This is a genomic window from Sphingopyxis yananensis (assembly GCF_020687785.1).
Classification (GTDB): domain Bacteria; phylum Pseudomonadota; class Alphaproteobacteria; order Sphingomonadales; family Sphingomonadaceae; genus Sphingopyxis; species Sphingopyxis yananensis.
This window is the reverse complement of record NZ_JAJEWI010000001.1, coordinates 191282-205083: the sequence shown is the minus strand read 5'-3', so window position 1 is coordinate 205083 and position 13802 is coordinate 191282. Positions and strand designations below refer to the sequence as shown.

10 protein-coding genes are annotated in these 13802 nt (G+C 54.5%); 7 read left to right on the top strand and 3 right to left on the bottom strand.

Annotation, left to right across the window (positions count from 1 at the left end):
- Window positions 1-23: 23 nt before the first annotated feature.
- From LKO31_RS00985 to LKO31_RS00960, 6 genes are all read left to right on the top strand, one after another.
- Complete coding sequence (locus LKO31_RS00985) at window positions 24-638, top strand: ImuA family protein (protein WP_227688207.1); 615 nt, start codon at window positions 24-26, stop codon at window positions 636-638.
- The gene (locus tag LKO31_RS00980; protein WP_227688206.1) at window positions 625-2130 is read left to right on the top strand and encodes a Y-family DNA polymerase; all 1506 of its coding nucleotides are present in this window, start codon (window positions 625-627) and stop codon (window positions 2128-2130) included. Before LKO31_RS00985 ends, LKO31_RS00980 begins: the two co-directional genes overlap by 14 nt.
- Entirely contained in the window at window positions 2127-5402 is a 3276-nt protein-coding gene (locus tag LKO31_RS00975; protein ID WP_227688205.1) for an error-prone DNA polymerase, read from the top strand. Before LKO31_RS00980 ends, LKO31_RS00975 begins: the two co-directional genes overlap by 4 nt.
- A gap of 214 nt (window positions 5403-5616) precedes the next feature.
- Window positions 5617-6738 (top strand): rod shape-determining protein RodA, encoded by a 1122-nt coding sequence (gene rodA, locus LKO31_RS00970; RefSeq protein ID WP_227688204.1) that lies wholly within the window; start codon window positions 5617-5619, stop codon window positions 6736-6738.
- A gap of 145 nt (window positions 6739-6883) precedes the next feature.
- Window positions 6884-7084, top strand: a complete 201-nt coding sequence (locus tag LKO31_RS00965; protein WP_227688203.1) for a hypothetical protein — start codon at window positions 6884-6886, stop codon at window positions 7082-7084.
- Between the two features lie 175 nt (window positions 7085-7259).
- Window positions 7260-9338 carry an alpha/beta hydrolase family protein gene (locus LKO31_RS00960; RefSeq protein ID WP_227688202.1) on the top strand — a complete coding sequence of 693 codons (2079 nt, stop codon included), beginning with the start codon at window positions 7260-7262 and terminating at the stop codon, window positions 9336-9338.
- Window positions 9339-9388: 50 nt separating this feature from the next.
- On the opposite strand, the gene LKO31_RS00955 is transcribed toward LKO31_RS00960, so the two are convergent.
- Complete coding sequence (locus LKO31_RS00955) at window positions 9389-10135, bottom strand: hypothetical protein (protein WP_227688201.1); 747 nt, start codon at window positions 10133-10135, stop codon at window positions 9389-9391.
- Between the two features lie 425 nt (window positions 10136-10560).
- On the opposite strand from LKO31_RS00955, the gene LKO31_RS00950 reads away from it, so the two are divergent.
- Window positions 10561-11400, top strand: a complete 840-nt coding sequence (locus LKO31_RS00950) for a thioesterase family protein (protein WP_227688200.1) — start codon at window positions 10561-10563, stop codon at window positions 11398-11400.
- A gap of 90 nt (window positions 11401-11490) precedes the next feature.
- On the opposite strand, the gene LKO31_RS00945 is transcribed toward LKO31_RS00950, so the two are convergent.
- Together LKO31_RS00945 and LKO31_RS00940 are read right to left on the bottom strand one after the other, a co-directional pair.
- Complete coding sequence (locus LKO31_RS00945; protein WP_227688199.1) at window positions 11491-12594, bottom strand: flavin reductase; 1104 nt, start codon at window positions 12592-12594, stop codon at window positions 11491-11493.
- Window positions 12595-12765: 171 nt separating this feature from the next.
- Window positions 12766-13746, bottom strand: coding sequence for an NAD(P)H-dependent flavin oxidoreductase (locus LKO31_RS00940; RefSeq protein ID WP_227688198.1), 981 nt, complete (start codon window positions 13744-13746; stop codon window positions 12766-12768).
- Window positions 13747-13802 lie beyond the last annotated feature (56 nt).

Genomic DNA, 13802 nt, shown 5'->3' with positions numbered 1-13802 from the left:
GGACATGATAAAAAGAACAAACCATGATCAAATCTATTTTCAAAGAAGCAGAACCTCCTCCCACCCCCTTCCCCCTACGCCTGTCCCGCGTGCATGAAGTCATGGGCCCAGCGGCTTATAGCTTTGGCTTGATAGGCGCCCAAAGCGCGGGCCTGCCCCTGTTGTGGATCCGCAAGGCAGGCTTGGCACCGAATCTGTTTCCCCAAGGCATTGCGGCCTTTCTGCCCCCCGACCAAATCTTGCTGGCCCGCCCCGCCGATCAGAAAGACAGTCTGGCCGTTGCCGAAGAGGCGTTGAAGGACAAGGCGCTGAAATCTGTGGTGCTGGAAAGTCAGGCCCCGTTGAATTTGCGCGAAGGGCGACGGTTGCAATTGGCGGCGCAAACCGGCGGCGGCTTGGGGCTGTGCCTGATCCGCGATGGCATGGGGTCGAATGCCGCAGAAACGCGCTGGATATGCTCGCCGCTTTATGACCCTGCACCGGACAGGATATGTCAGGACTCGACATTGATGCGCTGGGAATGCATAAAGAACAAATCAGGAACAATTGGAGCATGGCATGTTCGCTGGGACCGGACGGCGCATCGTCTGCATATGGTGCCCGCGCCTTCCCACGGAACGGGCCTTGCGCACATATAGACGCACAGAAAAGGACGGCTCTGCCCACGTCAATGGCAGCCCCAATACCCATGCTCATATTGGTATGGGAACGGGTGCCCGCCCCTTTGCTTTGGTGAACAAGCAGGGGCAGCATGAACGGCTGTATTGCGTGAACCATGCGGCTGAACAGGCCGGCCTTTATATTGGCATGGCGGTGACCCAAGCCCGTGCGCTTTGCCGCAACCTGACCCTATGGCCCGCCGCGCCCGATGATGACACCCAATTTTTGCGCCACCTGCGCCGCTGGACCCAGCGCTATACGCCATGGGCCAGCATAGATGGCACGGATGGCCTATTGCTGGACATAACGGGGGCGGCCCATTTGTTCGGCGGCGAAATGATGATGCTGACCGATATCCGCCGCCGATTGGACGCCATGGGTTTATCCTGTCGCTTGGGCTTGGCCGACACACGCGGCGCGGCATGGGCTTTAGCCCATTATCACGAAGCCATTGCGCCGGTGGGCGAAACGGAAACCGCCATAGAACATCTGCCAGTCGCGGCCCTGCGACTGGAGCCTGATATGGTGGTCGCGCTGCAACGATTGGGCCTGCGCCGTATCGCTGATTTGCAAGCCACGGCCCGCGCCCCGCTGGCTCGCCGTTTTGGGCCGGATCTGCTCGCCAAATTGGATCAGGCGATGGGGTTTCGGTCCGAACCATTGTCCCCCGATGCCGATCCGCCTTATTATGCCGCTAGCATGACCTTGGCCGAACCCATTGGCTTGCTGGACGATCTGTGGCGGGGGTTGGACGAACTGCTCAGCCGGCTGTGCGTCACATTAACGAACCAACATATGGGAATGCGCGCCATGGAATTGGTGCTGCGCCGCGTGGACAAAGCCTCCCTCACTCTGCCCTTGCGCTTGGCGGCCCCGATGCGGGACAAAGACCGGATATTGCCCCTTTTTTCACGGCAATTGGAAATGGTCGATAGCGGCTTTGGCATTGACCAATTGCGCCTGCGCGCCCTGCAAGTCGAACCTTTGGCGATGGAACAAATGGGCGCAGAGGTGGTGCCAGATCTGAATGATCTGATCACCCGCATTGGCACCCGTATTGGGTTGAACAATATTCAGCGCTTCACCCCCCATGACAGCCATTGGCCGGAACGCAGCTTTGCTTTGGCACCCGCCACATCGCATCAGGGCGCGCGAAATTGGGGGCCACAAGATTGGGGACGCAGCCCCTTGCGCCCCACCTGTCTATTCCCCCCCGAACCCATTTACGCCCACCATGATGGCCGACGCGAACCGCCCCATGAATTTCAGTGGCGGCGTGATATCTTCACCATTGCCAAGGCCAGCGGGCCAGAACGTATTGCGCCAGAATGGTGGAACAGCACGCAATCTTTGCGGGATTATTGGTATGTTCAAACATCCCAAGGCCGTCGATTGTGGATATTCCACACCCCACAGGACAAAGGATATGCCCAAGGATCAGGCTGGTTTGTGCAGGGGGAATTTGCATGACCCGCTATACGGATACGCCCCGCTATGCCGAATTGTGCGTGACCAGCAATTTCACCTTTTTGACCGGCGCATCCCACCCCGAAGAATATATGCTGAAGGCCCAGATATTGGGCTTGGCGGCGGTGGCCATTACCGATGTCAATTCTTTGGCGGGGGTGGTGCGCGCATGGTCCACCCGCAAATCTTTGCAAGCACAGCATCCCGATGCCAGCTTGCCGCAATTGATTGTCGGCAGCCGGTTAATTTTACAAGATTGCGCCGTGCAATGGGTCGCCTTGCCCACCAACAAAAGCGCATGGCAGCAATTGTCGCGGCTGATCAGTCTGGGCAAAAGGCGCAGCGAAAAGGGGCAATGCACCCTATATTTGGATGATCTGGTGCAGGCCGCACGGGGGATGATTTTGATCGCCATTCCCCCGCACCATGGCTGGCCGCATGATTTAGAGCCTGCATTTGGGCCGATCAGCGATATGCAGCGGCGCTTTCCAGGCTTTGTCTATACGGGCGCTGCGCCGCGCTATGATGGCACGGACCAACCTTGGTTTCAGGCCTGCGCCGATCTGGCGCTTCGAACATCGGCGCCCATGGTGGCGATTGGTGATGTGATGATGCACAGCGCCGCCCGCCGTCCGTTGGCCGATATATTGACCTGTATTCGCAAAGGCGTGTCGATTGACCACATCGGCACCCGCGCCCTGCCCAACAGCGAACGCCGCCTGAAGGGGGCGGATGATATGGCCCGCCTCTTTCGTCACCACCCCGCCGCCATTCGGCGCAGCTTGGACATCGCTAACCGCTGCGCCTTTGATTTGGGGGAATTACGTTACCAATATCCCAGTGAAAATTCCGATGGCGAAACTGCACAGCAACGCCTTGAGCGGCTAACCCAAATGGGCCTTGGCCAACGATGCGCAGCCGATATCCCGCCGCGTTATCAAAACTTGTTGGACAAGGAATTATCGGTGATCGGGGAATTGGGCTATGCGCCTTATTTCCTGACCGTCCATGACATTGTTCAAGAAGCCAAATCGCGGGGCATTTTGTGCCAAGGCCGTGGGTCGGCCGCCAACAGCATCATTTGCTGGGCTTTGGGTATCACCGATGTCAGCCCCGACATGATTGGCATGGTATTTGAACGCTTTATTTCCCGACATCGCGGCGAACCGCCCGATATTGACGTGGATTTTGAACATGAACGTCGGGAAGAAATCTTCCAATGGATTTATGAACGCTATGGCCGTGATCGGGCCGGATTATGCGCGACGGTTATTCATTTTCGCTCGCGCGCGGCGATTGCCGAAGTCGGCAAGGCGATGGGCCTGCCCCGCGAAGTGACATCCGGCCTGTCCAGCGCCATTTGGGGGCAAAGCGATGATGGCGTGCGGGCCGATGCCTTGACCGCCATGGGCTTAAACCCCAACGATCGGCGGCTGCGCCAGATGATCCATTTGGTTCAGGAAATCATCGGTTTCCCACGCCACCTCAGCCAGCATGTCGGTGGCTTTGTAATCACCCAAGATCATTTGGATGCCCTGTGCCCCATTGGCAATGCCGCGATGGAGGATCGCACTTTCATTGAATGGGACAAGGATGACATTGACGCGCTGAAAATTTTGAAAATCGATATTTTATCGCTGGGAATGCTGACTTGCATTCGAAAATCTCTAGATTTGTTAAAATATCATGAAGGGATAGATCATAAACTTTCCACCATTCCTCAAGAAGATCATGCAACTTATGATATGTTGCAAGTGGCGGACGCCATTGGGGTTTTTCAGGTGGAAAGCCGTGCGCAGATGAATTTTCTGCCACGCATGAAGCCTGCGACCTTTTATGATTTGGTGATTGAGGTGGCGATTGTGCGCCCCGGCCCCATTCAGGGCGGCATGGTGAAACCCTATATCCGCCGCCGACAAGGGCTGGATGCACCCGAACCTTTTGGCCCCGCCTTGGCCGCCATTACGGCCAAAACCCTTGGTGTTCCGCTATTTCAAGAACAAGCCATGCAAATCGCCCAAGTCGGCGCAGGCTATAGCGCAGAGGAAGCCGACCATTTGCGTCGGTCGCTGGCATCCTTTCGCCGTATGGGGACCATTGGCGCGCATAAAGAGCGGTTTATCAAAGGCATGTTGTCTAATGGCTATGATGCTTCGATTGCCGAGGCTTGCTTTGCCCAAATCGAAGGCTTTGCGGATTATGGCTTCCCCGAAAGCCATGCCGCCGCCTTTGCCATGCTAACTTATATATCCTCTTGGCTGAAATGCCACCATCCGGCCATTTTCACTTGCGCTTTGTTGAACAGCCAGCCGATGGGATTTTACGCCCCTGCCCAATTGATTAGGGATGCCCGTGACCATGGTGTCGAGGTTCGGCCCATTTGTGTCAACGCATCCCAATGGGACAATCATTTGGAACGACGCGGTGATGGCCGCTTGGCGTTAAGGCTGGGTATGCGGCAAATAAAATCCTTCAGCCAAATGGACGCCGAAACCATAGTGAACCAGCGCCGCAATGGCTATTTTGACCCCGAAAGCCTGTGGCTGCGCACGGGTGTATCGCCCGCCATTTTGTCGCGACTGGCAGAGGCGGACGCCTTTGCCTCTATGGGGTTGACGCGGCGCGATGCTTTGTGGGCGGTCAAAGCCATTCGCACCTCAAAACCTTTGCCTTTATTTTCCAATCCTTTGGACGGGGAGTCTGTGCGCGAACCCATTATCACCCTGCCCCCCATGCATTTGGGCGAAGAGGTGGTGGATGATTATGTCACCACCCGTATGACCCTGCGCGCCCACCCCATGGAATTGCTGCGCCATCAATTGACGCAAAGTCCCCTGGGCCAAAAACATCCGATCACCGCGCATGATCAATTGCTACATGTGACAGAGGGGGAGTATAGCGTGTGCGGCTTGGTGATCACCCGCCAGCGCCCCGGCACAGCGTCCGGCGTGGTGTTTTTGACGCTGGAGGATGAAACGGGCGTCGCCAATATTGTCGTCTGGCCGGATTTGCTGGAAGCCAATCGCGCGGCGGTGATGGGCGGACGCCTGTTACGGGTGACGGGGGAATTGCAAAAAGAAGGCATCGTCACCCACATTATTGCCCAGAAAATTGAGGATTTATCATCGGCCTTGTCGTGGCTGGGCCACCCGATGGATGAGGTGATCGGGCAAACCATTCCCCAAGCCGACGAAGCCCCCCGCCCCCGCAAAATCAGCGCCCGCCACCCTCGCGAACAAGCCAAGCATCTATTTCCCAGCCGCGATTTTCATTAGTAACATTCAATTACGCCTCACCGGAAACGGACAAGTGATGGTCACAGGAAAGTCACCGCAAAACATACCAAAATATCGCAAGACGCTTGCGGTTCGCGCCGCATGGGATATGAAATAATTTATGATTTGCGGTTCATGCCGTGGGCTTTGCCGCAAGGCTGCTTCCGTGTCCTGTACGTATAATCTTTGTGCGTAGACGGAGCCATAATTTCGCGTGTTTGTTCGAGTTCCCAAACCCATTGCGGACCAAAGTTGGGTCGCCATATTCACCGTAACCGCACTGGCGCTGATTGGCGCGGTGGCGATGTATTCTGTGGCCGGTGCATCTCTGTCGCCATGGGCCATGAACCATATGGTCCGCTTTGCTCTATTTTTGGCACTGGCGATCGGCATTTCCTATATTCCTGTCAGCCTTTATAAACCCTTGGCCTATCCTGCTTTGGGTCTCAGCCTGCTTTTGCTCATTGGGGTTTTGGCGCTCGGCGCGATTAAGGGCGGCGCAAGAAGTTGGTTGGATTTGGGCTTTATCCAACTTCAACCATCAGAATTTGTTCGAATTTCCTTGATTTGCGTTTTGGCGCGTTACTTTGAACGCTTGCCCCCTGTCGATACAAATGGGTGGAATGCCGTCTGGCCGCCTTTGCTGATGACTGGCGTTCCCTTTTTGCTCATTTCTGCTCAGCCTGATTTGGGTACGGGCATGTTGTTATTGCTCAGCGCGATTATGCTGTGTTTTTTTGCGGGCTTGCCCATGAAATGGTTTTTGGGTGCAGGCGCTACGGTTATGGCCGTTCTCCCCTTGATCTTCACCTTCTTGATGCAGCCCCACCAGCAACGCCGCGTGACAATTTTCTTGAACCCCCAAGACGACCCATTGGGCGCTGGCTATCATATTTCGCAATCGCTTATCGCTTTGGGTTCCGGCGGAATCTTTGGGAAAGGATTTTTGCAGGGCACTCAATCGCATCTCAATTACCTGCCTGAAAATCATACCGACTTCATCTATTCTGCCATTGTCGAAGAATGGGGCTTGGTTGGCGGGGTGGTGGTTATTGGCCTATTTGCGCTTTTGATCCGTTGGGGTACAAAAGTTGCCAATCGCGCCCACAGCCGCTTTGAAAAACTCTTTGCCGCGGGTCTGACATGCAGCCTGTTTCTTTATATTTCGATCAATTTGATGATGGTCGTGGGCCTCGCCCCTGTGGTGGGCATTCCTTTGCCCTTGGTGTCCTATGGCGGGTCGGCCATGCTAGCGGCCATGATCACCATTGGCGCGATTATGGGAATTGACCGTGAAAATCGCAAATCATCGCGGGACTATTCCTATTATCGTTAACAGCATTGCGCCATAAATTATTTAAATTTCATCCTTTATTGATGATGGATGGGAAAAGAGTGCATATTGTCGCCAATGGCTATAGGCTTGCGCGATGGGCGAAGCGCTTCTAAAGCCGCCGCTTTTTGCAGGAGCAGCCAATCTTATGGCCGAGAATATGAATTTGTCGTTCACCGAGGACGAACTGGAAATGATCGTCGATGCGCTCGAAGCCGATATGGAAGGCTATATCGAAGCATCGAAGGAAGCCCGTGACGCTGGCAATAAAGAAGATGTCGACACATTTTCCGAAGCCGCTGAACGCATTCAATCTTTGCTGACCCGCCTGCAACCATTGGTTGGTTAAGCATCAGCCAAGATATAATCATATCGCGTCGTTATATTTTATAACGCCGCGATATGATTGCCCATCATCACTTTCATTAACATTAAGGTTGATTTTTCATTTCACCCCGATAGCGTTTTAGCTTGGATGACACGTTGCATAGCAGCGCGCCACCATCAATGGGGGGGGGAAATATATGGGTAGCCGCGCGGCAAAATTACCGCTTAGGGCAAAGTCTTGGCGGTCCCTGCTGCTGCTCAGCGGCACGATATGGCTGCATGGCGGCGTGCAGGCACAAAATATGCCGGACACTGCGTCACCGAGCATGATGTCGCTGCAAACCGCAACAGAAGCGGCGACGATCTCCGACAACAATCCTTCTCAAAATAAATCGGCTCCTCAGAAGCCTCTTCCTCAAAGCCCAGCTATTGCCACGCAAGTCTTTGCCTCCCTGCCCTTTGTCGAGGAAGCGACTTTATCGCCCGATGGCCATTCCATCGCTGGCTTGTTTGGTGTCGGCGGTGTGCAGAATGTCGTCGTTGCAGAAATATTTGGGAAAAACCCCAAGAGGGTGAATTTCCAAATTCCCGACATGAACGAGGTCGATTGGATCCGATGGGTCGGGAATGACAATATCATCGTCGGCCTTCGCGCTTTGCACTATGTCGAAGGCGGGAATTGGTATGTTCAGCGCATGATCGCGATCAACCATAGCACCCGCAAAGTGACCCGCCTGCTCTGGGATTCTGGCGGGCAAATGGCGTCCAATGTGATCTATATTCCCACCGATGGCAGCCCGCATATTTTGGTATCTGCCCAAGACAGTATTTATACCAATCATCCCGATTTTTGGCCGTCCGTTTACCGCGTCGACATTAGCACGGGCAGGAAAAGCATCATCCAGCGCGGGCGAGCCAATTTATTATGGTGGGGAGCGGATGATATGGGGCGGGTCCGCACCGGCCGCGCCTTTCAAGATGGCGGCTTGAAATCCAGCCTCTTATATCGCCCCGATGATAGCAGCGCCCTAAGAGCGGTCGAGCGCGCCAATTTGGCGAACGACGAACAACTCAGCATTCCCTTTCACTTTATCGCGGGGACCGATCGCGCCTATATTTTGAACAGCGGAGTCGATGGACGAAATGCTATTGTCGAGATGGACATGCTGACCGGCGAAACCGTCCGTACCATCTATGATACTCACCCAGTCACCAGCGTCATCATGGGGCCCAATGGGTCGAAATTATTGGGGGCCCATATCCTCAATCGCGATACACCGATCCACTGGTTTAACCCCGAATTGGCAAGGCACCAAAAAAATTTGCAGGCTGCATCACCTGCATCGGATGTCTCGATTATCAGTATGAACGCTGATCAAAGCAAAATGCTGGTGCGCTTCAGCACGCCCGACAATCCGGGCCTCATCTATCATTATGACGCGCATAGCGAGGCGTTGAACATGCTGGCGTCGATGAATGAGCAATTGGGCGCCAAGCGCCTGTCTCGTTCCAGCTACATCCAATATAAAGCCCGCGACGGATTGGACATAGAAGCGGTGCTGACCATGCCGCGCGGCCGTAGCGCGACCAACCTGCCGATGATTATTTTCCCCCACGGCGGGCCTTGGGCGCATGATCAATTGGGCTATCACTATATCGTTCAATTTCTGGCGGAGCGTGGCTATGCGGTCCTGCAACCCAATTTTCGCGGGTCGACGGGCTATGGTGACAATTTTGAACGGGCCGGACGCGGGCAATTGGGTCTGGCGATGCAGGATGACCTGACCGACGCTGTCAGATGGGCGGTGAAAGAAGGCATTGCCGACCCCAAACGCCTGTGCATCGCTGGGGCGTCCTATGGCGGATATGCCGCCATGTGGGGCATTGCCAAAGACCCTGATCTGTATCGCTGCGCCATTTCCATCAGCGGTGTATCCGCGCTGCGGCGCGAAGTGAATGATTTTGGCGGGGCCATCCATTCCCGCCTTTATCGTCAACAATGGGAAAAAATGTCGGACAATTTTGACGCCATATCCCCGATCAACGCGATCGACCGCATTTCGGTCCCCTTATTATTGATACATGGCAAAAAGGATGTGACGGTCGACCATAGTCAATCATCGCGTATGCACAGCGCCATGATGCGCGCTGGCAAGCGGTCGCGCTTCACATCGGTGCCGCTGGCGGACCATTATTTTACCCGCGAAGCCGACCGGTTAACGCTGTTAACGGCAATGGAAGATTTTCTGAACGAGCATAATCCTGCTCACCCCTAAATTGGCTTTGCGCAAACAAAATTTCCGCAAAGCCAATCGGGGTGATGCATTCAGGCGCTGGGCTGGACCTTTGAGGCGCGATACATAGCCTCGGCAAGCCAACCGAACAGCAAGGGCCGCGTGATGGTCATTTCACGACCTTGTGACAGGCATGGCCCCAAGTGGGGCGTGACTTGCACCAAGGCATCGGCTTCACTTTTCCCCAATTCGCGGGAGAATAGCATCTCTGCAACCTGTTGCGGGGCAGCTAGCACCACACATTGGGCAAAGCTGCGGGTTCCGATATAATGTTGCCCTTCGGGATGATTGGGGTCCGTCAAAGTGGCATAGTCAATGGCATGAAGCGTGGGGACATTTTCTGCTCGCAAATAGGTCAACCGCAGCATCGCCAAGAAGCCAGCGCCCGACATAAGCTCTGCCGTCAGGGTCAAATCTGAATCAAAAAGACAATTTTGTGCGCTGTTATCCTTGATGAATTTCCAATAGGCGTCATGGCTTAGTTTCGGAACAGGATTGGCCGCGACCAAGGCTTCGAATTCCGGGCGGTCATCCGATATACGACATAAGGCAAAACCATTCAGCGCTACGCGCGCGCGCTCGCCTGGCGATGCATTTGGCAAGTTTAGGGTGCGCATCGGGGCTTGCTTGGCAATCCGGCTGGCCCGCACATGGGTGTTGCTGGGGTCAATCGCGCCTTTTTTATTGTCCCAGCGCTGTGCATCGGCGCTATTCGGCAGTGCCGCCACGCCCGCCAACAAGACCGCTGCCATCGCAAACCGCCCCAATATTTTCATCATCAACCTTGCCGCCCCAAACAAACAATCATTCAACAATATGTTCGATATCGGTATTATATAATAGTATCTAGCAGGCAAGGCTCCTGACGCCCGTTGCGTCATAAATCTGCGGCCAAGAATATTTTGCCGCCTCCCTCCCCATCACTATTGGTCACGGGGTGCGAGGCAGCCCATCCCAAATTTATCGCCGGCGGGTTCAGCTTTGGAAAATATAAAATATATAAAAGACAATATCCTATATATTGAAGCTAAAGCAACGCCATTGCCCCCATGTCTTTTTGTAGAAAGAGACTTGCAAAAGCAGCCATCATAGGCTCCAAAACCAACTGAAAACCATAAGCTATGCTGGAGAGTGCAGGCCGAAACAAAAAATTCGGCTCTATCTGTTCACGCAGATCATCCTTTGTGAAGTCAAAAGACCGTCTATGAGCACCGAAAAAGTCCACGACCACCCACCCCATTTTTTTGAGTTAAAGTCCGGAGATTATTGGCCAACAGGTTTGGCTCGCAGCCCATGGGATCGCCAATCCATTGCGGGTGGACCGATCAGCGCGATTTTGGCCCATGGCGGCATGAACAGCGAATTGGATAATGATTTCAATATTGCTAGATTAACCGTCGATATTTTTGGAAAAGTCCCCTTCGCGCCATTGCATATGCGCGTCGATGTGCTGCGCGATGGACGGCAAACAAAGTTACACCGCGTAACATTATTCGCCGCGAACAAGCCTGTGGCCCAAGCCCATTTGCTGCGCGTGCGCAAATATGAAACCCCTGTGGTCGCGCCCGAGATGCCATATCCTTTGCCCAACGAGGCGGGCGGTCATCAAAATACCACGTCATTTGGTATGCTGGGTGCGTTCCAGATTAAATTTATCGAAGGAGCGGCGGGTGTCCCAGGGCGCGCCGTGGCGTGGACGTCCATGGAAGCGGACATCGTGCTGCATCATCCGGTGACAGCCTTTGAACGGGCCGCGATGTTCAGCGATTATGGCAATGGCTTTGGCAACGCAACCGATGCACGGGAATGGAGCTTTGCCAATTTGGACATCACCATGCAATTTTTGCGGATGCCGGTGGGGAAATGGATGTTGATCGACGCCGAAACCCACATGGCCGGCGATGGTCATGGCACGGCGCGAAATATTTTCGCCGATGAACAAGGAATATTTGCGCGCGGTTTTCAAACCATCTTTGTCGCACCAGGTTATTTATCTGAAGGGATTCCAGCCAGTTTTACCAGTGATGGTGTCATCAAACGCTGATCAGCTCGCCATCCTGAACCGCCAGCATAGCAGGGCCGACCCAATATATGGGGCGGCCCTGTTTGCTGTTCGCAAGTGGTACGTGCCAGATCAGGCGAAATGCAGCCGCCGATATTTTCCACGGAAAAACAGCAATGGGTCACGGTGCGGTTCAAATTGGGCCCGCATCACATGCCCCACCAAAATAAAATGATCGCCAGCATCGTGCAAAGTTTGGCGTTCGCATTCAAAGGACACCAAAGACCCATCAAGCAATGGAACGCCCGTTTCCCCCATCGTCCAGTCGATACCAGCAAATCTATCCTCGACCTTGGAAGCGAAACGGTTGGACGCGGGTTGCTGGCCAATTTGCAGGACGTTCACACCAAATTTTGTCGTCGACTGAAGATGCGGAGCCGAGCCCGCGCTTTTGGCGATACAGACCAACAGCAAAGGCGGGTCCAAGGATACAGAGGTAAAGCTGTTTGCCGTCATGCCAATGGCGTCACCATTGTCGCCCACTGCCGTGACAATGGTCACGCCCGTTGCAAACAGTCCCATGGCATCGCGCAATGTTCTTGGGTCCGAACCTGAACGAAATTCGCGCGCATCACGCGGATGATATAGTTCCAAAAACTCCAGCAGTTGTCCCAGCAAAGCTTCATGGACATCATCTGGTTCGGCGGCGTCCAATTGCACGAATTTTGCCAGCGGAACATCAGAAATCAGGGACGAAACCAATGTCCCGTCATGCCGAGGCACGGCATCCAATCCGGTCAACCCGCCCGCGATATAAAGCGAAGGGATATGGCCCATATTTTGGCCATCCAGCCCATCATCGGCGTGCAAATCAACGCTGATCAAACCAGCCGCCAAATGCGCACCGTCTTGCTGCAAAGCCCGTAGCGCAATGGCCGCGCCGCGTCCGGCGGCCATGATCACGGGACGCGAGAGCATTTGCGCCAATATAGCGCGCATATCATCAACATGGGGGAAATAGTCGCTGGCAGCGTCCATAGCGCCCGATGTCCGCAAATATAGCATCACGACATGACGGCCAGACAAGAGCAAAGCATCCGCAATGCGGCGCCATTCCGCCACGTTCGACGCGGCATCCAGGATCATCAAAACAGCGGGGTTTTTCGCGTCGCCCAAAAGCTCGGCTTGCAGCGTCTGTCCGGCAAAGGCTTTAAATTGGATTGACGTCACACTCACACCCACTCACTTCATATATCGAAAATGCTGATCCCCTTTATCCGACCAATTTTACACATGTCGATAGGAGCCAACGGTAAAATCGGACCCTATCGACGATTGTTTGCTGATACCAGCATGGGGGATGGGAAATTCATTCCCATATCATGTCCCCCACAGCGGAAATTGAAATTATACGCGGAAGCTTTTCAGGCGCTGGTCCATCAGATCTTCGGCGTCCTTGATCATACGGTCGATCAATTGTTGGCATGTGGGAATGTCGTGAATCAAACCCTGAACCATGCCAGCCCAGAACACGCCCTTGGTCAGGTCGCCCGTTTGCAGCAATTCACGGCCTGCTGCGCCAGCAACCAATTCTTGCACGTCGCTAAATTGGGCATTGGGCTGGGACAAGCGGCGGACCACTTCTTCGCTGACCGGGCTGCGGCCAACCCGCGCGGTGTTTTTGAAATTGCGGAAAATCAAGAAGCTGCCACGTTCGTCATTTTCAACATAGGCTTGTTTGACATTGTCGTGGATCGGGGCTTCGACCGTTGCACAGAAGCGCGTGCCCATATTCACGCCCTCTGCGCCCAGCGTCAGCGCGGCCAACAAACCGCGACCATCGCCAAAGCCGCCCGATGCCAGCATCGGAATTTTCACCTTGTCCGCCGCAGCGGGGATCAAGATCAGGCCAGGAATATCGTCTTCGCCAGGGTGGCCGGCGCATTCAAAACCGTCGATCGAGATAATGTCACAGCCCGCTTTTTCTGCGGACAAAGCGTGACGAACGGCGGTGCATTTGTGCAAAATGGTGATGCCATGCGGCTTCAACATTTCCCAAATTTCGCGCACAGCCTGTGTGCCAGCGGTTTCCACGACCTTGACGCCGCCGTCGATGATGGCCTGTGCATAGCCCTTGTAATCAGGCGGATTAATGGTCGGGAACACGGTGATGTTAACGCCAAAAGGCTTGTCCGTCATGGCGCGGCAACGCTCAATTTCTTCGCGCAAGGCTTGTGGGCTGGGCTGGGTCAGCGCCGTCAATATTCCCAAACCACCAGCGTTGGACACCGCGCTGGCCAATTCGGCATAACCCACGCTTTGCATACCGCCTTGAACAATCGGATGCTCAATTTCCAACATTTCGGTGATGCGTGTCTTAAATGCCATCTAAACCTCTCCCGTTCCATTGTCCCATAATTGCCGCGTCGGCAAACACAAGACGG